This window comes from Sunxiuqinia dokdonensis (genome assembly GCF_001270965.1).
Lineage (GTDB): Bacteria > Bacteroidota > Bacteroidia > Bacteroidales > Prolixibacteraceae > Sunxiuqinia > Sunxiuqinia dokdonensis.
The window spans coordinates 75623-101834 of record NZ_LGIA01000014.1 but is presented as its reverse complement, the minus strand read 5'-3'; the positions used below and the strand labels follow the sequence as shown (position 1 = coordinate 101834).

General features: G+C 42.5%; 19 protein-coding genes. 1 reads left to right on the top strand and 18 read right to left on the bottom strand.

The annotated features are described in order from the left end of the window. From NC99_RS01535 to NC99_RS01505, 7 genes are all read right to left on the bottom strand, one after another. Positions 1-557: NAD-dependent epimerase/dehydratase family protein (locus NC99_RS01535; RefSeq protein ID WP_157624348.1), on the bottom strand; the 557-nt coding region annotated here is incomplete at its 3' end. A gap of 211 nt (positions 558-768) precedes the next feature. Continuing rightward, positions 769-1926: a GDP-mannose 4,6-dehydratase gene (gmd, locus tag NC99_RS01530; protein WP_053179135.1), complete on the bottom strand. Its 1158-nt coding sequence runs from the start codon at positions 1924-1926 to the stop codon at positions 769-771. A 214-nt stretch (positions 1927-2140) separates the two neighbouring features. Continuing rightward, a complete protein-coding gene (locus tag NC99_RS01525) occupies positions 2141-3472 on the bottom strand; it encodes an NAD(P)H-dependent oxidoreductase (protein ID WP_053179133.1) in 1332 nt (443 codons plus the stop codon). 12 nt (positions 3473-3484) lie between these two features. Next, on the bottom strand, positions 3485-4027 hold the full coding sequence (gene rfbC, locus NC99_RS01520) for a dTDP-4-dehydrorhamnose 3,5-epimerase (RefSeq protein WP_053179128.1): 543 nt from the start codon (positions 4025-4027) through the stop codon (positions 3485-3487). 10 nt (positions 4028-4037) lie between these two features. Next, the gene (locus NC99_RS01515; protein ID WP_053179127.1) at positions 4038-5084 is read right to left on the bottom strand and encodes an NAD-dependent epimerase/dehydratase family protein; all 1047 of its coding nucleotides are present in this window, start codon (positions 5082-5084) and stop codon (positions 4038-4040) included. 38 nt (positions 5085-5122) lie between these two features. Continuing rightward, the gene (gene rfbF, locus NC99_RS01510; protein WP_053179124.1) at positions 5123-5908 is read right to left on the bottom strand and encodes a glucose-1-phosphate cytidylyltransferase; all 786 of its coding nucleotides are present in this window, start codon (positions 5906-5908) and stop codon (positions 5123-5125) included. Positions 5909-6132: 224 nt separating this feature from the next. Then, positions 6133-6666 (bottom strand): UpxY family transcription antiterminator, encoded by a 534-nt coding sequence (locus tag NC99_RS01505; RefSeq protein WP_053179122.1) that lies wholly within the window; start codon positions 6664-6666, stop codon positions 6133-6135. Between the two features lie 1484 nt (positions 6667-8150). On the opposite strand from NC99_RS01505, the gene NC99_RS01500 reads away from it, so the two are divergent. Beyond that, positions 8151-14387, top strand: a complete 6237-nt coding sequence (locus tag NC99_RS01500) for a cadherin domain-containing protein (RefSeq protein ID WP_082326247.1) — start codon at positions 8151-8153, stop codon at positions 14385-14387. Positions 14388-14971: 584 nt separating this feature from the next. Here the strand turns inward: NC99_RS01500 and NC99_RS01490 are convergent. The 11 genes from NC99_RS01490 to NC99_RS01440 form a co-directional block, all read right to left on the bottom strand. Beyond that, complete coding sequence (locus NC99_RS01490; protein ID WP_053179118.1) at positions 14972-15544, bottom strand: hypothetical protein; 573 nt, start codon at positions 15542-15544, stop codon at positions 14972-14974. Positions 15545-15561: 17 nt separating this feature from the next. Then, a complete protein-coding gene (locus tag NC99_RS01485; protein ID WP_053179117.1) occupies positions 15562-16293 on the bottom strand; it encodes a WecB/TagA/CpsF family glycosyltransferase in 732 nt (243 codons plus the stop codon). Between the two features lie 76 nt (positions 16294-16369). Further along, positions 16370-17479, bottom strand: coding sequence for a glycosyltransferase family 4 protein (locus NC99_RS01480; RefSeq protein WP_157624346.1), 1110 nt, complete (start codon positions 17477-17479; stop codon positions 16370-16372). 2 nt (positions 17480-17481) lie between these two features. After that, positions 17482-18357 (bottom strand): glycosyltransferase family 2 protein, encoded by an 876-nt coding sequence (locus NC99_RS01475; RefSeq protein WP_053179115.1) that lies wholly within the window; start codon positions 18355-18357, stop codon positions 17482-17484. A gap of 5 nt (positions 18358-18362) precedes the next feature. Further along, the gene (locus NC99_RS01470) at positions 18363-19223 is read right to left on the bottom strand and encodes a glycosyltransferase family 2 protein (protein ID WP_053179114.1); all 861 of its coding nucleotides are present in this window, start codon (positions 19221-19223) and stop codon (positions 18363-18365) included. An 18-nt stretch (positions 19224-19241) separates the two neighbouring features. Next, positions 19242-20186: a hypothetical protein gene (locus NC99_RS01465; RefSeq protein ID WP_157624344.1), complete on the bottom strand. Its 945-nt coding sequence runs from the start codon at positions 20184-20186 to the stop codon at positions 19242-19244. 349 nt (positions 20187-20535) lie between these two features. Then, complete coding sequence (locus NC99_RS01460; protein ID WP_204374862.1) at positions 20536-21090, bottom strand: DapH/DapD/GlmU-related protein; 555 nt, start codon at positions 21088-21090, stop codon at positions 20536-20538. Positions 21091-21152: 62 nt separating this feature from the next. Then, the gene (locus NC99_RS01455; protein ID WP_053179110.1) at positions 21153-22406 is read right to left on the bottom strand and encodes a glycosyltransferase family 4 protein; all 1254 of its coding nucleotides are present in this window, start codon (positions 22404-22406) and stop codon (positions 21153-21155) included. A gap of 93 nt (positions 22407-22499) precedes the next feature. Then, entirely contained in the window at positions 22500-23435 is a 936-nt protein-coding gene (locus NC99_RS01450; protein WP_082326246.1) for a glycosyltransferase family 2 protein, read from the bottom strand. Positions 23436-23508: 73 nt separating this feature from the next. Then, a complete protein-coding gene (locus NC99_RS01445; RefSeq protein WP_053179106.1) occupies positions 23509-24579 on the bottom strand; it encodes a polysaccharide pyruvyl transferase family protein in 1071 nt (356 codons plus the stop codon). Positions 24580-24771: 192 nt separating this feature from the next. Beyond that, on the bottom strand, positions 24772-25995 hold the full coding sequence (locus tag NC99_RS01440) for an MATE family efflux transporter (RefSeq protein WP_157624342.1): 1224 nt from the start codon (positions 25993-25995) through the stop codon (positions 24772-24774). Positions 25996-26212 lie beyond the last annotated feature (217 nt).

Below are 26212 nucleotides of genomic sequence, written 5' to 3'. Positions count from 1 at the left end.
ATTAAGGCAGGCAGCACATGAGAGTTCGCCAAATCAAAGTTGTCATTCGGACCATACAGGTTGGTGGGCATCACCGAAATAAAGTTCGTCCCGTATTGAATATTGTAACTTTCACACAGTTTAATGCCGGCAATTTTGGCAATGGCGTAAGGTTCGTTGGTGTATTCCAGGGCTGAGCTCAACAGGCTATCTTCCGACATGGGCTGGGGAGCTTCACGTGGGTAAATACACGTGCTTCCAAGAAAAAGAAGTTTTTTCACTCCAGTCAACCAAGCCTGATGAATCACATTGTTCTGAATCATTAAATTATCATAAATGAATTCTCCGCGATAGGTGTTGTTCGCCATGATGCCGCCCACTTTTGCCGCCGCCAGAAAAACATAGTCTGGTTTTTCGCTTGTAAAGAAATTTGCGACCGCTTGCTGGTTGGTCAAATCCAATTCGGAATGGGTTCGCAGCACAAAATTTTGATATCCTTTTTCCTTTAGTTTTTTCAGAAGGGCTGACCCGACCAGACCACGATGTCCGGCAATATATATTTTACTGTTTTTGTCCATCTCTCAAGCTCATTATTAGGGCACAATCCTGCATGTAATTTTCCAAGCATTTGATGGCTTGATGCTTCGGATTGTTTTATCTGGTTTTTTCCACACTTCACTTGCCGATCGTTTCGATTGTCAAGTCTTTAAAACGCCGAAAGATAAGCCTGCACCTGCCTCTGCAGGTACAGCTCATACTTTCAGCTTTTTTACTCAGCGTGGACTATCTTTATTCGAAGAAATTCAAAATACGATATCCTCCGTTTCGGAGGTACGATTCTTTCTGGAAGAGTTTGACATCGGAAGCCATCATGTCGGCAACCAATCCCTGCAAGTCATACTTTGGTTTCCATCCCAGAACTTGCTGCGATTTAGCTGGATCACCAATCAACAGATCAACCTCGGTTGGCCTGAAGTACATGGGATCAATTTTGACAATCTCATTGTCGTTCGACAAAATTCGCATCCGCAGATCTTCCAGGTATTCGTCGCCTACTCGCTCACGGAATCTCATTTCATCAACTCCCACCAGGTAGCCAACTTCGTCGACACCCTGCCCTTTGAAAGCAACTTCCAAACCAACTTCTTCGCAAGCCATCGTAATAAAGTCGCGAATCGATGTTGTGATTCCGGTTGCAATCACATAATCGTCGGGTTTATCTTGCTGCAGGATCAGGTACATGGCCCGCACATAGTCTTTGGCATGGCCCCAATCGCGTTTCGAGCTTAAATTACCAAGGTAAACTTTATCAAGCATACCCAAAGCGATTCTGGAAACTGCCCGGGTCACTTTCCGGGTGACAAATGTTTCGCCGCGAATGGGTGATTCGTGGTTGAACAAGATGCCGTTGCTGGCATGCATGCCATAAGCTTCGCGATAATTTACCGTAATCCAGTAGGCGTACATTTTGGCTACAGCATAAGGACTGCGCGGATAAAAAGGAGTCCGCTCTGTTTGAGGAATTTCCTGCACCATTCCGTACAACTCGGAGGTCGATGCCTGGTAAATTCTCGTCTTCTTTAATCCTAGTAAGCGCACGGCTTCAAGAATTCTCAGCGTTCCTATACCATCAGCGTTGGCTGTATATTCAGGGGTATCAAAACTCACCTTGACATGGCTCATGGCTGCCAGGTTGTAGATTTCATCGGGCTGAACCTCCTGGATAATCCGAGTCAGGTTCAAACTGTCAGTTAAATCGCCATAATGCAAAATAAAATTGCGATTGGTCGTATGTGGGTCCTGGTACAAATGGTCAATACGATCGGTATTAAACATGGATGAGCGACGCTTAATCCCGTGAACGATGTAACCCTTTTTTAGCAGGTATTCCGACAGGTACGCTCCGTCCTGTCCGGTAACTCCAGTTATTAATGCAACTTTTGACATATTTCTCTCTTTTTACAAATAAATAATTCATCAATGGTCTGGCGGTGCACCACTGACCAGTTCTTTATTTTTCTTTTTTCGTCTATTCTGACTGAAGCTCTTATCCTGAAATGCTTCTTTGCATCCGGTGCAGTCGTGGATTGCAACTTGGATACCTTCTATTTTTTCCCTTAAAATGAATATCGATGCGGAATACTGCAAAACGAATCTGCAGCTAAATAAACTGTATCGCAGTTTTGGTAATCAACTCAGGATTAAATGTTTTGAGTTGTTCCATTCTTAGCTGGTCGCATAATCTGCCTTGAGGAAGTTCCACGTCGTCGTAAGTGATCACCTGGTCTTTGGGGATGTCGTTTTTCAACCGGCAGCCATTGGCTACTCCAATTGGCAGCAGATTTTCTTTTCTGGCTGTGTCGTAATTCTCACATAAACCATAAGTCATGTACTCGCCCAAACCGTCGAGTTGTGTGTTAGCTTTTAGATCAATTTTCGCAGTTGTCACAACTTCCACCAGTGGTCCGCGGGCGGGTGCCAGGGTAGCATCGCCAAATAAAACCGCTCGTGCAACGGTTAATGGCACCTCGAAATGACAAAGATGGTAAGGTGTATAAAACAAATACAGCGGTCCTTCTCCGAGCTTATATAAATTCAGGTAGTGCTGTTGCAGCGGATCATCGTGAGTTCCCAGCACAAATACACCAGGACCCGGCTGGGCTCCGACCACATAGTCAACAATTCCAGGGCCTTCCAGCAAACGATCCAGCGGATAAAGCTGGTGAACCACCTCATGAAGTGGAGCTCCGGAAGGGACGGTTGGGCCATACATGCCGCGCTTGCCAACCCGCATGCCGGTTCCGTTGGCTACAATGGCTTGCTCAAATGAAATCTTGGTTCCATCGGCAAAAGAAGTAACCATCGAAGGATTTTGTCCCCATTTCTTGGCAAAACCTTCTTGCGTTGTCGGATTCCGATAAGGATCATGAAGACCTTTGATATTTCCACACAGAACAGGCTTAACACCAATGGATTTTACAAAACGATACAGGTTCATTTCAACGCCAGGTTGGTCGCCATCCGCAAAGGTCAGAACAACTCCGGCCTCATCTGCATATTTTTTCAGAATGGGGCCAATGGTTCCATCAACCTCAGCATTCATCATGATCACATGCTTTTTGTGCTCAAACGCTTTTAAGATTAGTTGAGCACTGAGTTCGATGGTTCCCGTAACTTCAATCACGGCGTCAATACCATCTGCCTGGCAAATTAGCTCCGGTTGTTCCGTCACACTCACCTTGCCATGTCTAATGTTGTCTTCTAAATCAGACAATTTCTCAACAATCCTTGCATCGTCAATTCCTGATTCTTCGTATGCTTTGATTGCTTTTGCAATTGTTCGGTTTGAAATAGCTACCAACTCCATTCCGGGAACTGACTTCACAATTTGAATAGCTATTCCACGACCCATAAATCCGGCGCCAATCATTCCTACGCGGATTGGGTTTTTATCTTCGTGTCTTTTTTGGAGGGCTTTATCTACAATGATCATGATGTTTGGTTTTTATGGTAATACGGATTCATCAAAATCCGGATGCTGCCTGTCTTTTTCTGAAATTACAGTTACATCCAGCGGCCAGTCGATCTTCAATTTCGGATCGTTGAATCGCAAGCCGGCTTCAGCGCCTGGGGTATAATATTCGGTAACCAGGTAGGTCACTTCCGCATCGTCCGTCAGGGATATAAAACCGTGGGCAAATTTCTCCGGCACATAAAGCATTTTGTAATTGTTTTCACTCAGCTCAATCCCAAACCACTTGAGGTAGGTAGGCGAGTCCTTGCGCAAATCTACAATCACATCATAAATGGCGCCTTTTGTGCAGCGTATCAATTTGGTTTCTTCGTGCGGATGTTTTTGATAATGCATACCACGAAGGGTTCCTTTTGTTTTGCTGAAAGATGTATTGGCCTGGACAACATTGCCGTTCAGGCCATGCTCTTCCATTTCGCGTTTACACCAGGATCGTCCAAAAAAACCTCTTTCGTCAGTCAGCTGGTTAATTTCCAGAACGAAGGCTCCTTTTAATTCTGTTTCGTTGAATTTCATATCTGTTGAATTACCAGTTCCATGATAAATTGTCGTCTAAATGTCCATTCTCTTGCAAGCCGGCCAATACCTTTAAACGCATGTATTTTGATTCTCTGAACTTTGGGTCTTTCAATCCAATTTCCGACAAAGACTTGTAGATCTCTTCGATGCTTGTCTTTAAGTCATAAATGGGTTGGTGATTTGGAGCCAGTTTTTCAAAAAGATCAAAGTTGACCTTATAAGATCGCTTGTCGGGTGGGGCATCCTCATTGACCGTAACCTGACATCCGGGAACAATTTCACCCACAGCTTCAGCCAATTCTTTTACTTGGTAGTTCCACTGGTTGCTGCCCGTATTGACAGCCAGAAATTTTCCTCCATTGGCTTGGTCGCGACCAATGGCCCACTCAATCGCCCGGGCCATATCCAATACGTTGATCAAAGGGCGCCAAGGGGTTCCGTCGCTTAAAATGTTAATTTCCTTTGCTACGACGGCTCCGGCCACAAAATCGTTGAGCACCAGATCCAATCTTAATCGGTTGCTCATTCCGCAAGCGGTGGCAAAGCGCAGGCAGGTAACTGTGAAGTCATTGGTAGCCAGCGGCTCCAGCTCCTTTTCTGCAAAAACCTTTGATCGTGCGTAAGCTGTTAGCGGATTCAGGCTGTCATGCTCTGTTTTAGCATCTCCATTGGCTGAACCATACATGCTACAACTTGATGCAAAAACAAACGATTTCACACCGGCTTCCCTCGCCTGTCCTGCAATTCGAACACACGACCGGTAGTTGACTTCAAGCGTCACTTCTTCATACTTGGCACCCATCGGATCATTTGAAATTGCTGCCAGATAAACAACGGCATCCACACCCTGCAACAGTTCTGCGGGAAAGTGGCGGACATCTCCGAAGATTTGTTTGTTCAGTTTCACTTCAGGAATAAACTCGGTGCCGGTAAGCTGGTTTGCAAAATAGCCGATGTCAAAGCCGATTAACTCCGCATCGGGATAGGTTGATCTTAATTGTGCGATTACGCCAGGGCCAACATAGCCCATATTTCCAATAATCAATATTTTCATTGCTCTATGTCTTTAATAATATTCTGTTCCAAAACGATTTATTCCCATATTTTCCATGGGGCTTTCCCAGTTGCCCAAAGCTCTTCAAGCTTATGCTTGTCGTTCAGCGAATCCATTGGGTGCCAAAACCCTTGATGTTTGTAGGCAGCCAGTTTGCCTTGTTGGGCAATGTTCTCAAGCGGATCTCTTTCCCAGATCGTGTGATCCCCCTCGATGAAATCAAGCGCTTGTGGTTCGACAACGAAAAAACCACCATTGATCCAGGCTGTGTCGCTGCCATTACCTTCTGGCTTTTCTTTGAATGAAGTAATCTTGTCTGATTCGTCGGATAGGCTAAATGCGCCGAAACGGCCAGGTGGCCTGATTGCAGAAAGCGTGACATAGGCATTCTGCTGTTTATGGAATTCAATTAACTCATTGATGTTGACATTTGAAACACCATCGCCATAGGTGAGGAGAAATGGTTCATCGCCCAAATAATCCTTTACCCGCTTAATTCGTCCCCCGGTTAAAGTGTCCTGCCCTGTGTCAATGAGCGTTATTTTCCAAGGTTCTGAGTGATTTTTGTGATAGGTTGTTGTATTGCCAACCAAATCAATTGTCAAATCAGAGCGATAACGCACGTAGTTTGCAAAGAACTCCTTGATTACGTACCCTTTGTATCCGCACAAAATGATAAACTCATTGTGTCCGTAGTGGGAGTAGGTTTTCATGATATGCCAAATAATTGGTCGATCTCCAATTTCGACCATTGGCTTGGGTTTAATCGTCGTTTCTTCAGAAAGCCTCGTTCCAAGACCTCCCGCTAATATCAAAACTTTCATCTATCAACAAATTTTGGGATTTTATTTTTTAGAAATTGCTTGTCCTGAGTATTTTCGGGGTGGCAATGGGTTTGAATCAGACTGGAGAAATCAATTTTATTTTTGAAATAGTATTAAGACGGTTTTTCAGATAAATGATTGGCTATTCGCAACAAACGTTTCTCTGTCTTTTGCCGAATGGAAATAATTGGAATGACAAGGTCAGTAGGGTATTAAACCGTGCTTTAATCCAGAACGCTGTCCGATTCCAGGCATTCAACATCGTCAATGGCAATTTCGCTATGAATGCAGTACCCCAAGCTTTCAAAGCGCAGAACAATTCGGTTCTTTCCCCGAATCTCGACGATTTCGCCCTGAACGTCCTTCAGCAATCCTCGTTTAATTTTGACAAGCGTACCTTTCGAGATTCGCTCGCGGGTTACATTGATCTGATCATTGAAGTTACTTACGAAAGTTTTCAAGCTATGAATTTGATTTTCTGGAATTGACGCTGCCTTTCCTGCAAATGCAACATACGAAACAGCTCCTGCATTATTTAATACATCGAAATATTCTTTATTACTTACCTTGACAAAAAGGTAGCCGCGCAACAAAGGTTCTTCAATAACTTTGACCCGATCGCTCCATTTCCGTTTTTCCACTTTAAGAGGCAAATAACTTTCAACCCCTCTTTTGCTTAGATCCAGGTGCAATTTTTTTTCGTATCTCGATCTGGTATATAATGCATACCAATTATAGGAAGAATTAATGTGTGTCATAATTTCATTTTTTTCTTTTCAAACCCTCAAATCCAATGGAAATTGGACAATCTTCTCACTCGGTGTTCTAAGGATGATACAGCTTCGCTCTTTGCCTCCCATTTTTCTCTGGGAACATTGATCGTGAAAACATGCGACTTTCGAACTCGTCGGTGATCGCTCAAACTGTTTTCAATCCTTTATGGAACATTAAAAAAACCGGCTTTCATTCTGGTTAAAATCCATCTTTTTCCGGTTATTTTGTTTATTCAAATATCCAACGACAGCCCTTATAAAACAATGGGTAATTTCACGTAAAACCATTAAACCCCAGTATTTATTGACCGCCAGACACCCCCAGATCATTCAGCCAGCCGCCGCATGTTCTACGGCAAATATCACTAAATCAACACACTAAAATTCCCTTCGAAAGCAACCATCAAAAGATGTGGCTGCCAAACTGCGAAGAGAGAAACGAGAGACTTGTTTCTGCTCAAAGGGCATTGGCCAAACTTCGCCTGATCCATTTTAAGCTTGTTAGGTAAATTCACTCATTAAGGCGTGGGAGCTATCTTTCGGAAAAGGCGGGGAAGCGATATCCTAACCAAACGGACTGAACAATTAAAATTCATCATGTTTTTCTTTGCGAAAACCCTTTTGAAAAGCGACTAGATTCCTCTGATTAACAAAACCTCACAATCTGACATCCCTTCGATTTTGATGATCGTGAAAAACAACAATTTATTTTGATATCCAATCTCTAAGATTAAAACGCTGAATCCCTTATAAAATGTGATCTATCAGCGATTTATCTTATTTGAATTCATTCTAAATTAGCCGATACCGTTAAGTGGATTATTTACTTTTCGTTTTTTTTAGCATTATTGTACTCGAAATTTGAGCGTGTTTATATTATCGTGAAGTGGGATTTGTGTGTAGATAGGTATTAATATTAACAATAATCAAATTGAATTGAAAACATTTAATCTACTTTGGTCTTTTTTTGATGGCTTGGTCTCCCAAGTCATGTATTCATACAACCTTATTGAAAAGTCAGCTAGCAGTTCGATCATGAATTTTCAGTCGATCCTGCTCTTGCGGCTCAAGTTATCGCCTTTGATCACGCCGGAAAAGAAGAATGTGACTTTCCGGTTTCGAGCGGTGCGCATCATTGCTTAATGATTTGTTTCAGGTCTATAAGAGCTGAAAGACGAACAGCGGCTCCAGCCTATTTCCAATTACAACGAAGAAAGTTGCAAAGCGAATAGGAACTGGTTTAAAGCGCCTCGTCAATAAAAGGGAAACAACCTATTTGGCTACTCGTACCCAGCGTGGACTACAAAATGAATTGGCTTACTTCGTTGCTTTAGTGAACAGGAAGTAACCAACCCAAATGCTGCCTGGCACAGGCCCAGGCAAATTACAAAAGGAAAAGAACAGATGACTCGAGGAAAGGAGTCCAACAGATTTTTGAGGATAGGATTAATTTATTAATAGTGAGAGAGATGAAGAGAGAGATGAGAGGATTAATACTAATCGTATTCCTGTTACTACCAGGTGCACTGATAGCGCAAACAAGCTATTATGTAAGCAGCAGTGAAGGAAATGATTCAAATTCGGGAACAACAACCGGGCAAGCCTGGAAGTCCCTGGAAAAAGTAAATAGTTTTAAACCACAAGCCGGCGACAAAATTTTATTTAAGCGGGGCGATGAATGGGTCGGCACCTTAACACCTCCGGCGTCAGGAAGTGCTGGAAAACCAATTACCTATGGTGCTTATGGCTCAGGAGATAAGCCGAAGATCTATGGATCACAGGAAATTACGGGATGGAGTTTGTACAAGGGGAATATCTATAAGGCAAAAGTTGAAAGTGATATTAACCAGCTGTTCCTTGATGGTGAGAAAATGAAGCTTGCAAGATATCCTGATAGCGGATATTCCATTATTGATGCTGTCGGCAGTAAAACGAACTTTACAGATAACAGTCTTCCCAACTTTAGCCATGTTGGAGCAACCTTTATTTGCAGAACAAATGCTTGGGGGGTAGAAACAAAAACAGTTGTCGGAGGAAATCACAACCAAAACCTTTCAATTAATAGTGCACCATTGTATCCTCTAAGTGTCGGAGACGGTTATTTTTTAGCCAATAAACTTGAATATTTAACGGCTCCCCAAGAGTTTTACTTCGATACTAATTCAAAAACGGTTTATTTGTGGACTCCTACTGGAGAGTCTCCTGCAAACTACAGCATTAGGGGTTCTTATCTAACTACTGGAATGCTTATCAACAACAGAGATCATATTGTCGTTGAAAACCTTGACCTTCTCCATGCTTCAGATATTGGGCTTAGCGCTGACTATTGTGAGCACCTAACAATAAATAATGTGGGCATACATTTCCCGGAGGCGGAAGGTTTACGTATCAATCACGACAGCAATGGAAACTACCAGAACAATTATATTAATGGGGCAAGCAACAATGGCATCTGGGCTAATACAAGTGATTCTAAGTTTCTGGATAATAGAGTTTACAATACCGCCTTGCTGGAGAACCTCGGTGTAACAGGGATGGGAGGTCCTATGGAAGGGGTTGCAATCTACAATCCTTATGGTCGCAATAATATTTTCCGATACAACAGAATTGAAAATGTTGGCTACATAGGTATTAGATGGGACACTCCAAACACAATTATTGATAAAAACTATATAAAAAACGTGTGCCTTGTTAAAGACGATGGAGGCGCAATATACACTTGGACCAGCAACTATGCAAACACTGGTGTATCTGGGAGTTCCGTGACAAACAATATTGTTTTATATTCCAGAGGTACCAAAGAGGGAGGAGTCTTGGATCGGACTTATGGTTATGGTATATACATGGACAATAACATTAAAGATGTCTTGATACAAGGCAATACGATTGCCTATTCTGGAAACGGTGGAATTTACTTACATGAAAATGGAAATATAACTGTTGACGACAATACGATACTAGACGCTTTATACGGTATATATAGCGATGAAGAAAACGAAAATTGTTTGATAACACGCAATATCGTGTATGTTTTTGAAAAGAATTTTGATAATTTTTCAGATACAAGAGTTGTTGGTCAAAGGAAGGGAGCTACCCATATCTACAATAATAATAAGTATTACAGCAAGCACAAGGTTGGTACTTTCAGGAGTCAGGATTCTTTTTTGACTTTTGAAAATTGGAAATCCGCCACAGGCCAGGATGCCAACTCAACTTTCGATGGTTCTCCTCTCGCTGATGGCGAGAAAGAGGAACTCTTCTACAATGCTACCAAACAAACCAAAGCCATTGATCTTGGGAGTTCGATTTACCGGGATTTAGATGGGAAGGAAGTTGCCGGCAGTATTAGTCTGGAGCCTTTTACTTCCCAGATTCTGATTAAGACCACCAAGAAAACGGCCGAAAAAGCCAACCAGGCCCCTGAAATTCACAATCAGTCTTTTGATATCAGCAGCCCAAAAGATGTGAACGATTTGATTGGACAAATCATCGCAAACGATGCAGATGCCGGGCAGGAATTGACCTACACCATTCTGGAAGGAAATGGCGACAACCAGTTTGCCCTGGAAGCATTGACCGGGGATTTGCTTGCCATTGCATCTATTCCGGCAACAACCGATCAAACCCTGGTTTTGACCGTGCAGGTGACTGATAACGCCTCCAGTCCGCTTTCGGCCAGCGCCGAGATTACCATCCGGATCAATGCCATTGAAGCGGCGCCAGCTCCGGACACAACTTCTCCGATGATTGCGTCCTTTTCAATTCCTTCAAACTACAGTGCGTTAACGATTCCGATTAGTGAATTGACCGCTTCGGACAATACCGCTGTTGTGGGATACCAGTTGACTGAGACTGCAACCACACCGACAGCTGATGATAGCCAATGGACCACATCGGCACCTGAGACTTACACTTTCTCCGCAGAGGGAACCCATACACTGTATGCCTGGGCAAAAGATGACGCAGGAAATATCTCCTCAGCAATCAGTCGTTCGGTATCCATTGCCTTGCCAGACTTATCGCCTGCATTTTCCGAATATTTGTTTGAAGAACCTGCCGGTGCAACTGTGGTTGACTCGCAAGGCTCAAACGACGGAACCCTGATGAATGAAGAACTTCGGGTTGAAGGCGTGAACGGCGATGGTCTGAAACTGACAGGCACAGGACACATCAACCTGGGAAACAGCTTTGGCGCCAACGTTCAGGACGAGCTGACTTTAAGTGCCTGGATTCAACCACAGTCAATCTCAACTGGTTATCAGGGCATCATCATGCATGGCGGACCGAATACTGACACTTATGCCCTGTATATCCATCCGGGAAATCAAAGCATTTCCTTTAAAACCTCAGGAACAACATCAGCCTGGACGAGTATTCCCAACATCGCCAGCTTGTGGGATGGAAACTGGCATCATCTGGCAGTCTCCTACGATGGAAGCAAAAAGATAATTTACCTCGACGGCGAAATTCTGTTTACTGTAGATGCGACCGGATCGATTGAATCGGGCGAAGGCTACAATTTACTGATCGGTGCCGGAAGGGATGACGAAAATCCGACCCTGTTGTATGAAGGCTTGATCGACGAAGTTCGCATTTACAACACGGCATTGACCGATATTGAGATTAGCGAACTTTACAATCGAGTAAGTGTTGAACCCAACCAAGCACCGGAAATTCAAGCACAATCGTTTGCGATTGCCGAGCCCAAAGTGGCGAATGAACTTGTTGGAAAAATTGTAGCTACCGATGCGGATGTAGATCAAACGCTTAGCTATACCCTGACCGCAGGAAACACAGCAGGACTGTTTAAAATTAATCCTGAAACCGGAGAAATTTTTGCCAATACCGACATTCCAGCAAATGCTGACGAATCAATCACGCTGCAGGTGCAAGTTACCGATAATCATCAGGAGCCATTGTCGGCTACTGCAGAGATACACATTTCTATTCAGGCGGTTGAGGTCAATCAAAGTCCGGTTGCACAAAACCTGACTGTTGAGGTCGAAGGTAATTTTGAGGTGAATGATATCATTGGAAAGATCATAGCGTCTGATCCCGATGCCGGGCAGTTATTGACTTATTCCATCACCGGTGGAAATGCAGCGGGCTTGTTTGCCATTAATTCTGAAAACGGAGAAATTCGTGCGGCTGCTGATTTTATCACCACCAATGACCAGACGGTTGTTTTAACGGTTGAAGTGAAAGACAATGGCGAGGAGTCCTTAGCTGTGAATGCCACCGCAACAATCAATATCAAAGGAATTCAAATCAACCAGAGTCCGGTTGTTGAAGACCAAACCGTTGAACTGAAAGAGGAAATTCAAACGAATGATTTTATTCTGCAGGTGGTGGCGTCTGATCCCGACACGGATCAGCAACTGACTTATGCCATTATTCAGGGAAATGAAGCCGGGCTATTTAAAATCAATCCGGAAACCGGCGAGATCTTCGCCAACGCAAGCATTCCCACAACAATCGACCAGTCATTTTTACTTGTGGTGCAGGTAACCGACAATGCGGAGAATTCCTTATCAGCCCAAGCCGATATGACGATTATTAGCCTGAAAATTGCTGAAATCAACCAAAGTCCTGTCGCACAGAATCTGACTGTTGAGGTCGAAGGTAATTTTGAGATGAATGATATCATTGGAAAGATTGACGCGTCTGATCCGGATGCCGGCCAGGTATTGACTTATTCCATTACCGGTGGAAATGCAGCGGGCTTGTTTACCATCAATTCTGAAAACGGAGAAATTCGCGCGGCTGCTGATTTTATCACCACCAATGACCAAACGGTTGTTTTGACGGTTGAAGTGAAAGACAATGGCGAAGAGTCGTTAGCTGTGAATGCCACTGCAACGATCAATATCAAAGGAATTCAGCTAAATCAGAGTCCGGTTATTGAAGACCAGACCGTTGAGCTGAAAGAGGAGATTCAAACGAATGATTTTATTCTGCAGGTGGTGGCGTCTGATCCCGACGTGGATCAGCAACTGACCTATGCTATTGTTCAGGGAAATGAAGCCGGTCTATTTAAAATCAATCCGGAAACCGGTGAAATCTTCGCTAACACGAACATTTCCGCTACAATTGACCAGTTATTTTCGCTCATGGTTCAAGTAACTGACAATGGAGAAAATCCTTTATCAGCCCATGCAGACATGACGATTATCAGCCTGAAAATTGTCGAAATCAATCAAAGTCCGGTCGCACAAAACCTGACCGTTGACGTGGAAGGTAATTTTGAGGTGAATGATTTCATTGGAAAGATTGTTGCGTCTGATCCCGACGCAGGCCAGTTGCTGACTTATGCCATTACCGGTGGAAATGCAGCGGGCTTGTTTACCATCAATTCTGAGAACGGAGAAATTCGTGCGGCTGCTGATTTTATCACCACCAATGATCAAACCGTTGTTTTGACGGTTGAGGTGAAAGACAATGGTGAGCAATCGCTGTCAGTCAGTGCTACGGCTTCAATCAACATCAAAGGAATTCAGCTTAACCAGAGTCCGGCCATTGCCGACCAGTCTATTGAAATTGATGGTGATTTGGTCAGCAATCAATTCATTGGACAAATCTTGGCTTCAGATCCTGACGCTGGTCAGCAGCTCACGTATTCAATCGTACAAGGAAACGAATCCGGCTTATTCAAAGTCAATCCCGAAACCGGAGAAATATTTGCCAATCAGGCGATTTCATTCGAAAGTAATGAAAGCCTAACGCTTGTGGTTCAGGTTACGGACGATCATCAAATGCCACTTTCGGCCCATGGCAAGATCACCATTCACATCACGCCTGCCTTTGCTAATCAGAGTCCGGTGATTGCTGATCAAAGCTTCGAGATTCGAAAGAATAATAAGTTGGGGGATATGATCGGACAGGTGCTGGCGAGTGATTCCAACCTGGAACAAAGCTTAACGTTTGCCATCGTTTCAGGTAACGAAGAGGGTCTATTTACCATTGACCCGGCCACCGGCGGTTTGTATGCCACCGACGCGATCCAATTGACCACTTCTGAAACCGTTGTGCTTGAAGTGGAGGTAACGGATAATGCCATGGAGCCCTTGTCCGCAAGCGCTTATATCACCATCAATATTGTGATTAATGGTAAGATTGTGAATGGCGAAGTAAAAAACAACAATCCAAAACGCATTATCCTGGCTTACAGCGAACCGCTGGAAACGGACAACTTGAAAAGTGCACAAATCTCATCCGATTTTACCCTGAGCGATGGGAATATTGTCCGCCACGTGTCCATCAAGGACAATGAAATCTACCTCGATTTGGAATTCAAATATGAATACGAAGATGAGATCATCGTGAGCTACAGCCGGGGAGCAACGCCCATCTATGATGCATCAGGCAACGAGATGGAGCCTTTCGACAACTACGAGGTCACAAACAACGTGCTCATGGGCAATGGTGTCAATACAAGCATTGACCCAACAGCGAATGCCTTGGATGTGATGGTCTATCCAAATCCATCGAACGGGCAAGTTAATGTTCGCGCCAATAACCTGAGCTCAGACGACTGTGAATTGTTCCTGTTCAGCATGACCGGCAATTTGGTCAGCAAACAACTCGTTTCAGCTTCATTTGGAAACCTGGAAGAACGCCTCGATTTATCGAACCTCAACAAAGGAACTTACATTATCAAACTCATTTCCAAAAGACAAATCTTTCAGGACAAGATTGTGATCATGTAAGCTGGCATTCAAATACCTATTGTAATGAACCACCCACGGAGCAGGAGATTAATGCTGCTCTGTGGGTGGTTTTTTTTATTGGTGATTCGGGATTGGTCATTGGAGATTTTGGTTTTCTTGTTCCTTGTTTCTTGTTCGGTGTTTCTGATTGCTCCTGTTAGTACTCTTGCGCCTCCGTCGCTAACCGATCGTCCGTGGCATTTGCATGCTGAAAGCTAAAAAGAAGAATCCAACCACCTCCCTCCCGGTAAACCGGGAGTACTCCTCCTTTGTAAGGAGGAGAATTTGCGGCAGTGACATCCCGCTTGCTTTCAGCTCCAAACCTCCGCAAGGTGCGCCCTTTTCTCCTCCTTTTTTCAAGGAGGAGTACCCCGAGAATCGGGGGGAGGTGGTTTGCCCTTTCCAAGAGCCTGTCCGGCTTTTGACGCAAGGAGTACTCAAGCGTAGCGCAGGGGGAGGTGGTTGCCGGGTATCGTGGCTTCCGAAGTGTGATTTCGTTTGCTGAATGTTCGGTACGCCAGAGATTGGATAAAGATTGTTCAAAGGCTACTTTTTCCTGTTTTCCGTGGTGTTGATAACGATTCTTAAAACCTTAGGCCAAGTCCCACCGTAGCGTTGCGCCCAGTAATTTCGCTAAAGAGCATCCAGTGATTGCTGATCAGATAGCGTGCCCCGGCATGGAGATCCACATAAGGGTCGATCATGTCAATTTCTTTATGGCCGGCGCCAAATACGGCGCCGCAACTCATTCCGGCGTACAGACTCCAGGGCCTTCTGCGCAGTGACCGGTTGAAGGGGATAAACTGATAGCTGGCACGTATTCCTGAAGCCAGTGTGCGTTTCGATTGCAGGGAGGTGTCGCCCACCCAGGCTCCCGCTTCCAGCCCCAGCGTAAGCCGGCTCCACAACAGGTAGTCGAGTATTCCTTTGCCTCCCACGTAACTTTGGTTCCAAAAGTCTGACGAAAAGCCGCCTCCCAGCCAAAAGCGCTTGGGTCGGGTAGGGCCCCAGATCGAAACCAAAAACTGGTCGCTTGCAGGCTTCGGTGTCAATTCTGATTCTATTTGGATCCGCTCTCCCGATTCGCCATGCGCTGTCGTACTGCAGATGGTCATCAGGACCGTCATCAACAGCCCACTGACCCATATTTTGAGCATGCTTGTTTTTTTACGATTTAGTTCTTGATTTTTAGTTTATAACGCAACACGTCAACGAGTAAAACTGGTGTCGATACAAGATACCGATGCCAGAGGCGTTTGGGTTCCTTCAGCAGCCGGCCCAGCCATTCCAATTTTAGCTTAATCATCCACTGGGGTGGGCGTTTTGCTGTACCGGCGTAAAAGTCGAAGACTGCGCCAATGGAACAGATAATCCGTGCATCCAGCTTTTCTTTATTCAGATGAACCCACTTCTCCTGTTTTGGCGCAGTCATTCCAACAAACAAAACGTCGGGTGAAAAACGGCTGACATGCTTTCGCATCAGCTCGTTGTCTTCCTCCGAAAATTCGGCTTTAAAGGGAGGAGAGAAACTTCCTACCCGGACATTGGGAAATTCATTCGATATTTTGTTTTTTATTTTATCCAATGTTCCTTCCATGGCACCCAGGAAAAAGCAAGATCCGTTTTCCTCGTGGAGACGATTCATCAAATACATAAACAAATCGTAGCCGGCAACCTTCCGGATTCTTGCACCGCCTAACCACTTCACGCTAAGGACCACGCTATCGCCATCGGGCAATAGAATATCGGAAGCTTTTAATGCCTCGTTAAACAGCGAATCTTTTTTTGCCACGTTATAGGAATGACCGTTCAGCGTGTTGATCACAAGCCGGCTGTTCGTCCGAATCGTCGATAAGTCATGACTATAAATTGAATAGCCTAACAAAGGTGTAGTAGATTCATTCATGGTAGTATGATAAAATATATATTGGGGAAACAGTAAGCGAACTGCTGCTTTCAGAGTGTGGTTAACTCCATTGAAGTCATTCGTCGATGATTTGTTGGAGAATGTCAGTCAGCCTATTCTCGAAGACTTCCAACTTAAACTCATTCTCAAATTTTTGTCTTCCAGCTGCCCCCATTTGGTGGCGCACCTTTGGATTGTTGATCAAGAACTCAAGTTTTGAAGCCAGCGCCTCTACATCCTTCTGTGGCACAAGAAATCCAGTTATTCCATCTTCAATTACATCTGGTATCCCCCCTTCAAAAGTAGAGATAACTGGAAGTGAGTATTGCATGGCTTCCAGGATAACCAAAGGGAAGCACTCGTTGGGATAATGTGTCGGGAAAGCAAAAATATCGGCACTTACAAAAGCCAAGAACTTCTCCTGATCATACTTTTTACCTAAGAAATTCACTTGATCTGCTAAATTATATTGATCAACCATAGCTTGAAATCGTTCGGCTGTAATATCTCCTTCACCTCCAATAAAATCACATTGAAATGAAATCCCCTTACTTTTCAGCATAGAACAAGCTTCAATCAAGGCATAAACCCCTTTCGACTCAATCAAATTGGAAAGAAATAAAATTTTAACAACTGACCGTTCTTCTCTTGGAATTTGGATTTTAGAATTTGGATTTTCATTGGGTATTCCGTTTGGACAAATATGAAATTTTGATGCATGCACAAAATCCTGTATGTCGGAATAAAGATGTTTCGACAATAAGATGACATCAACATCTTTAAACACAAAATGATAAAAAAGCCGATGAACCCTGTTGTCGCTCCACCGCTTAACACCCTTGTTGTGCAGGTGATAAACACGTTTAACTCCAAATAGTTTCAATAAGGCAACAATTAGCACATCCCGGTAAAAGGCAGCACCTGTTACCGTTAAAGCCAAATAACACAATTGTGGCTTTTGTTTGAGCAATTCAGCCAGAAGCTTAAACCAAATACCAACAAAACTGCTTATTTTGCTCAAACTCACTTTCCCCGAACTGCTCACATTTTTCGAGGCCAACAGATTAATATACCTGCCTGAAAATAAGCTTGCAATTTTTGAACTTCCATAAATATATTGGCCCACCATGGATGATCCATGAACTGGAGGAGGAAGATGAAGGAGAAAAAGGATATTTGGTCTCACTTTCAAAATTTATCTTTAATTCTTTTATATACTGAAAACTTATTTCTGAATTCTTTGACTAATTTTTTCTCTAATCTTAAATCAAGATCAAATGAGAAAAGTCGATTAACTCCATCATCTAAATTTGTATCGAAACGATTTGTTTCTTTGGTATGTGTCGCTTCCTCTCCATACCCGATACTAGTGACCTTGGACTGTGAAGGAAAGACTGTTAACTGTTCTCGCCTATATTGATGAAAGCACCATCGAATCGCCCAGGAATCGATTTTTCCATTCATTTGCTTCCAAAGCATAAAAGGCAAATCGGAGCCACCACGCATAAATTTAATATGCTCAAAAGGGTCGAAAATAAATTTCTTGTAATCACTCACAGCCCAATCTATTTGCTCCCATCGATCAAGCCACGTTCCCCACCCCCAAGATGAAGCCCTATAGCCCAGATAATAATCTGCCTCATAGCCTTCTAATGAAGGTAAGTCCAGAGAGTAACCTGAAATAGAAAATATATTCTCGTGATCACGGTAAAAATTCAAAGCTTGATTCATAAAATCCAAAAAGTTGGGAGAAGTAATTAGATCGTCCTCCAAAACAATCACTTTCCCATACTTTTTGATGATCTCTGACACCCCTGAAATAATCGATCTGGCTAATCCTTTGTTTTCATTCGCTTCAATCAGTGACACACTTTTAAATCCACTGACGGAGTGGAGAAAGGCCCTCACTTCGGTAACCTTAGGTTTTGAAGCTTCATTTTTAGGTCCGTCCGAAAAAATAAACAGCTCACTTTCTGAAGCCAAAAAATTGTTCTGCAAAGCTTCGATGGTTTGCTGGGTCTCAGCTAATCGATTGTATGTAAAAAGGCAAATTGGAGCGAGCATAGCTTTTACTTTTTTGATACTTTTAACGAGGAATAAAACAATGGGAATAAGATCTTAAGATAAGCCTTGATTGCATAAATAATCCACCTCCATCCCCAAAACTTCCTGCGAAAGATATTATATTCTTTAAGGTTAAGTCCCTTCGGCGAATATAGCAACTCCCAACGTTTCGATATAGGAGTTTGCGAATTGCACCAAGCGCCTACTCCCTCATTTCTTGGACAGACAGCAATGTATTTTCTTGTCGTGTAACAAACAAATCCATCATTTTGGGCTCTCAATCCATAGTCGAAATCACCCATCCCATGGGTGTATTCCGGAGAAAGATTACCTAGCTTCTCAAAGACCGCTTGAGGAACCAGTACTGCATTTCCATTCATGTACTTACAAATTTGTAAATCACCATTTGGAAGGACAGCTCCTTCTTCGTTTCTACCCCCATAGGTAAAGTCGTTATTCTGTGCATCAGATTCGCAAGCACCTACAATAATTGAGGGTCGTTGATCTTTATGAAACGCTTTCTGGTAACAATTTAATAATTCTTCCAGTGCAGACTCATCCAATATCGTATCATCGTTGAGCCACAAGTAAAAATCATAGTTTCCGTTCCGACTGGCTGTATCCCAGGCCAAACGCATACCTTGGTTCCAGAAAAGACTGCCATCTCCCTGGATGACATGGATTTTGGGAAAGTTCTCTTTTACTGCTTCGCCTGTCCTGTCTGTTGAGCCATCATCGACCAGGAAAACATCTGCCTTATAATTGGGTTTCAACCGGGCCTGAAACAAAGCTTTTAAACAAAGGAGTGTTTTCTCTCGGCGGTTATGGCAAGTTAGCAGTACCGCTATTTTAAAATCAACATTCATTTTCAGTTATTTTGATGGTTACGGAATGGGGTTTGCCACCTCTTTCTGCAAATGTCGTTGGTATCTTTCCTTCACGTTTTTATCAAAAATGCCCCATGCCCATAATTTCACTTCCGAATTATTCATTTTTCTGAAAGCCGAAGAAAAGCACATGCCGATCATGAGCCAGATCACAAAGTTATTCATGTCAAATCCCTGGTAATCTTCCACCCAGGAATAGACCCAACGAAAAGCGACAAAAAGCCCTACTAGTTTTATGAAAATATTATTTGATCGGTAGACCGCAAGAAAAGATGCCTGATAAAAAAGCAGGAAGAATAAGACTACGCCAACAATGCCGGTCCAAGTAAAGACATTCAAAACACCGACCTCATTCCTGATGCGTTCGGGCCGACCTGTTATTTCTTCACTTTCAGTCGCAAAATGAAAGGTTTCATTACCCCTGGCAGGAGTGCGTCCAATCAACCAATAATCATATTTCTGTGCTGACTGTATAACTTCAACATAAAGAAAAGTACGCGTGTCTGCTTTTAGATTTTCCTCGACAACTTCTCCATCCCTGCTTTTTCTCTCCTCTACATAGTTGCCTTCAATATATTGATCCATTTTAAAAATTTCAAAAGCACCGGAAACAGCCAGTACAAAAAATAAGAATGGGATAAACATCAGAACTTTTTGAGCAATCTTCAATAGGTTGGCAGACAAGGAGAAGTGACGGGTGGTATAAAAAGCAAGGAGAAGAATGATCGGCATACCGTATTTTATGACGTGGCTTCTGGTACCCAAGTCAATAAAACCAGCGATGATTGTAACGACAATAACAAGTATCTTTCCCCTGATCGGCAGGATTGGTAAAAATAGCATGAGTAAACTGATTGGAAAGAAGATCCATCCCCACGAACCTAAGAATAAAGGGAAAGCCAAAATCGAAAATGGCAACAGATATTTTACAAAGGAAGCCAAAATTGATTGAACCCGATCTTTGTCGATGGAAATATATGCCACGAATGCCAACAGTAAGGCCATCCCCATATTCACCAAGCCTTTATAATCCCAATAGATTTCGGCAGCAAATAGTCCCCGGGCAATGCTGAAAATATTCCATATTAAGTACAATTTTAAAAAAAGGATCGCTTTTCTGTCTTCGGGAGAGATGTAACTATACCTGACCGTCCAGAAGTAAGTGAATAGGATCAGGGTGTTAATCAGCCACCAGAACGCCGTATTGCCAACAGGCACTGGAGTATACAACTGCACCGAGAAAACAGCTATTGGCAAAATTGTAAATGGAACTATTTTTTCGATTGTTTTTTTAAGCATCTGCCGATTGTTTTTTTATAAATTTTGCCGGATTACCCGCCCATATCTCATTTTCAGGAATATTCTTGGTAACCACAGAGCAGGCGCCAATAATTGAATTGTCACCGATGCTCACTCCCTTTAGAATTGTTGAATGGGCTCCTATAAAAACGTTATTTCCAATACTTACAGGTTTATTTATTTTCTGCGCGCTATCTTCTGATGCGTTTTGTCTTGACTTTGGATCGAGCGAATGAAAATCGGTATCATAAATACATACGCCTCCACCTAGCTTAACATTGTTCCCGATCGTGATTTGATGATGAGCAACAATAGCAGTTGAACTAATTCCTACATTTTTACCAATCGATAAACTTGCTCCCCGATCAACAAAAAGAATGCAACGCTGCGGCCTTCCAATCGGATTACCCAAATTGCCATTGTTCATCCGAAAATTGGATTCGATGGAACAGCTTCCGCTCTTAGCTACACTAACATACGGCACACCGGTGGTTTGGAATCGCTGAAATTGTACATTATTGCAAAACAATACAATCCATGTTGACATTCTATTGATAAATATCAATATGGCTATCAAGATTCTTCGGATTGCCTTATAAAGGTTCGTTGCTATTTTTTGCATATTTCCTGATAAATTGAATTTAACTTCTCAGAATTTACTGTTTGTGAGTGGCGAGCTGATGCTGCTATTTTTCCTTGCTTTGAAATCTTGTTGGCTAACTCTTGGTCTCCAAAAATCTGGCAGATAGATTTCGCCAGCATTTCAACCTCTTCAAAACGATAGAGCAAGCCTGTTTCTTTATCCAAAATCATATCTGCAACTCCACCTACGTAGGAGGCAACACAAGGAACACCCAGCAGTTGGGCTTCTCCTACCGAGTTTGGACTATTTTCTATGGACGAAGGACATACAAATACATTTGAATCCAAATACCGTTGTCGCATCTCTTCTGCCGACAAGGAACCGGTGAAAACGACCTTGTCTTCCACTTCGTTTTTCTTCATCAAACCATCTATATATTTGCCAAATCCGTTCATTCTCCATCTCGACTTATTTCCCATGAAGTTGTTACCGGCTAAATATACTTTTGTATCTGGCCAATCTCTTAAGATAAAGGGTAATGCCTTAATTAATTGGTGTAATCCTTTGATGGGATAGTAAGCCTGGCTTAAGAAAATGCTCTGCTTTTCGCAAGCTTCATACAGCCACCCACCCTTGTAAAATTCACTCCGCAAAGTCTCATTGCAAAAATGATAAGTCGCATTTGGGTTAATAGCCCAAACGTGTGTTTCATCCCATGAAGTTCGCCCAATTACGTGATCTACTTTACCGAGAAGCATTTTTTCAAAAGATCCCCTCTCTTGCATCCTTTTACGCTGCTTAAAAATCGAATCTTCTCTAAGGCGATCTCGCAATGTGATGTTCTTATGTAACTCAACTTCAGAAATGCTGCCATAATAGTACCGCTCATAAACACTAACAAGTCCCTGTATAGAAACGACAACATTTCTATTGCCACATCCATTTATATATGCTAATCCGTGTGGGTATTCAGATCCATGAATGTGCACCACGTCAGGTGCAAATTGACTGTGAATGCGCTGCCAATAAGCTTCTAACTTAGTACTATATATATGGCCTTTATCTTGCCTTGGAATTAAAAAATAGTTTATCTTATTAACGGTGACTGACCGCAATTCTTTCCCTCCGTACAAAGAAGCCACTCCCAGTTCAATATTCTTTCCAACTTTAATAAGGGACTCTGCAGCTGAATACATCCAGCCACCAACAACAGGGCTGGGAAGTCCCAATTCATCACAAACTGCTGGGAAAAGTGTATTTGTTATCCAAAGAACTTTCATTTCGAACTTTTCTCGATTATAGATAATGGCACCATTTTCTAATTAAAACTTCTGATGGTAGACCTTCCCTCGCTAGGGATTTTCAAATAGATCTCATAGCAAAGCTACTTTCTTCATCGACCGATAAAAGAAGTCGATACTTGCTTTGGGAATGAAAAAGATGGTTTTGATTTTCAAATCATTTTGCAACTTGTCCTTGAGGTATTTACTATAAATGTTGTCTTTCTCAAGAAAGCCTGCGATCGCTTCTTTGTCTGCAACTGACTTTAAATGGATGAGTTCCCAAAATGCCCTTTTTGCGGCAAGCTTTTTAAGCTCTGGGTTGGTTGCTTTTTCTTTCAGAATGGCTTCGTAAATATATGGTGTCGATAGGTTGTAGTTTACCGCATTCTTCTTTGTGTGCTGTAGCTCGTGCTCCCTGAAAGAATAAAGTTGTCGCGGATCGCCATAAAAGGAAAACTGATCGGCATTGGAATATAGCCACGCCCAATCATAACTTCCACCGCCGTCATATTTGTCAAACCCATTGACATTTTTTCTTTTAATCGCACTTGAGATATAGGGAAATCCTAATTTGTATCTGATTCCATATTCAATCACCCGATCTCCGTTTTTCATATAGCCGAAGGGCAGGGTATGATGGTGGGGCAACTTTCCTTTGGATGTCAGTCTGCTAAAATCCGTAAAGAAGATATCGAGGTCGGGATGCTTTTCCACTGCATTGGCAAAGGCCTCAACGTAATCAGGAGCTAGCAGATCATCATCCTGAAGGTTCATTACATACTTGGTCTTGGCCAGTTCGAAGCCTCGGGCAAAGTTTGGAGCCAAACCAATATTACGGTCGTTTCGGTAATAGGTCACTCCCTTCTCCTTGCAGATTTGTTTAAAATAATCATGCGAAGAGCAGTTGTCTATGACAATAACTTTGCACTTTACGGTCTGATTTAATGCACTTTCGAGCGCGTTTTTAAAATAATCCTTGCGTTCGTACACAGGCATCGAGATTGTAAGTAGATTTGTATAGTTCATAACAACAGTTTTTATCGTTTTAAAGGGTCTAAAGGGTTGATTATTTTTATATTGCGTCGGTGTGTTTCAAAGGTCAGGCTAACTTATAATTGGCAAGCGAGTTTTTAAAAGCTTGGATATTTTCATGAGGCAGTTTAATGTTGGTTACGTAGACTCCCTCAATAAACGAGGAGATTTCCTCAACTTGTTCTCTTCGAATAACATTTAGATTGGTATCTTCCCCAATTTCAATCGCCCGGTTATCAACGGCTAAGATTAGCGTTCGGATGTTATTTTGAAGTGCACGCACTCCTGCATGAAGCCGGGTGCCTATATAGTCAATACTTTTCTGAGCCAACAAGGCGTCATAGGCTTCAAGCGTAGGTGGTATGATTGTCAGGTTTTGAATTCCCGGAGTCAACTCATTCAGGTATTGAATATCTTCATAGCTCTGCATCCACAAGAAAACGGTTTCATAATTCTTGCTGAGCAATTCAAGCATTTTTAAATCATCTGCTTTGTTTTTATTGTAAGATGTCAGGGTGGTTACAACGCTATCTTTTCGTTGAGTGGGGATCTTACTACAAACCTCAGGGCTCAATCTCCATAAAGTTGGACAAGATGCATTCACGACATTGTTGATTCCAATGGAGTGAAACTTTTCGACGGTGTAATTATCACGTGCTGCGTGAATCAGGTTTGAATTGAGTATCGATTTATAGATTCTTGCGCTGTATTGATTGATTTCATCCTGGTACTGCCACCATCCACAACCAAACAGGACGACTTTGTTTTTTAGAAAGAGTTTATGCGATTGACTAATTTTCCACTGCAACCGTCGTTCCAGGTTCGATGCCAGTAGGTTCGTTCCGGCAACAAACAGGATATCTTTTTGACTCATCAAATGTTTCGTATCAAACGAATTGTATAGTTGGGTCGGAAAATTCGTGAACACGTCTTTTGGGTATGTTTCCCTTAGGTTTTTGTACACACTTTCGTAAATGATATAGTCTCCCAAATTGGATGTTCCGATGGTCGGATTTAAGATCCCGATATCGAGGTATTGGCTCGATCGCTCTCCATTCTGATTCAGTTTCAGATAGCTCTTCAGGTAGCTTTTGAGATAGGCCGTATAGTAATTTTTGAGATAACTAATTTGCTTCATTCCACAGCAATTTATTTGTATATGCGGTTATTATTTCTTAATATCAAGCCAGCGAAAAGAGCCTTCACTCCATCCATAAATGATAGTATCAATTTGCTAGGCCCACACAACATGGAGAAATGACAACATCACCCATCTCCTCCTATGTAAATAGTGACTTATTCCCTTCTCTAACAATGAGACTATTTACTATTAACGGTTCCAAATACCCTTGGCGGTCCGGTTCAGTATTTTATACGTTTGTGTTGGCTGAAAAATTGCCCCAATGGTATGCGAACCAATAATGGCCATTACAATTCCAGTACTGTTGTTGAATAAATTCCCAAAAACATAGATCAAAATCAAATAGATGGCCACTCCAACAAAAGTTAGCGAAACGGTCAGTTTTAACTTGCCAATGCCGTTGATAAAGCTCGAATATGGAGCAACGCCAATTTGCATAATAGCATAGATTCCAAGCGAAATGGAAAGACCCAGAGGAACTTTTACCCGGGAGCCAACCCAGATCTCATATGCCCAGTTACTCAGGAAAATCATCAAAATAATTCCGCCGGCAAAAAGAAGAGATAGCCAATTTAGATTTTTCAAGGTTTTCTTTAGCCAGGGAAAGTCGGACTTCGTGTAAGCATCGGTAACCGCAGACCATATGGGACTCATCACAATAGAAAAAACCATGACCGGAAGCTGAAAATATTTGAAAGCAATATTGAAAACAACAACTTCCTCAGGTCCATAAAACTGGGTGATAAAAATATTTGATGTTGAGAATACAATAATGGCTGTAATTTGTAAAAAGAAAAACTTAGCCCCCAGGTTCATTAATCCTCTACTAAGCTTCAAGTCGACCTCCTTTACCGTAGGACGAAGCGCCTTATACCGACCGTTGAATGAGATAACTGATACCACAATCAGCAATAGAACTGGAATAACGCTTATAATTGAACCCACCAGAACTAAACTGCCACTCACTGTAAATCTGGTCAGCAGCAGAACCAATATAAATGCTAACAGGTTGCCTGAAGCTGTGATTAGTTTAGTTATAGATGGTTTCTGATCTGCCATATAAACAATAGAAACCAACTGGAAGATAAAGCGAAGTATAAAAAAAGTAAAGACAATGGATGTCAGGATATATAGTTCGCTTTGAGCAATGGTTTTCGTGTTTAAAATCGTATCCCAGTTCAGAAAAAAATTGCTGATATGAAACAATGCAAGAACAGCACTAAAAATACCAATTAAAAGTGCGTAGGTCGTACTCACATATTTTCTGCCCATTTTCAAATTATCGGTCGCCAGGGCCTCGGCCAATTTGTTCCGAAGTCCGTTTCCTAATCCAATATCAAAGAAACTAAACCAGCCAAGTATTGAAGTTAGTGTAAGCCATATCCCATATTTCTCCTGGGTTAAATAGTCCAACAATAAGGGTACATAAAGTAGACCGATAGCAATGCTAAGGCCTTGAAGGATAAAAGAATATAAAACTTGTCTGGCTGCCAGAGCACTTCTGGTATTCCGCTGAAGAAGCCCTGTGAGTTTATGATACAATGCGATCATTTTATTATTGCAGGTCTATTTATAAACAACAATGTCAGCTGCCATCAGGCTAATTCATCGTTGTGTGTTAGTAAAAACC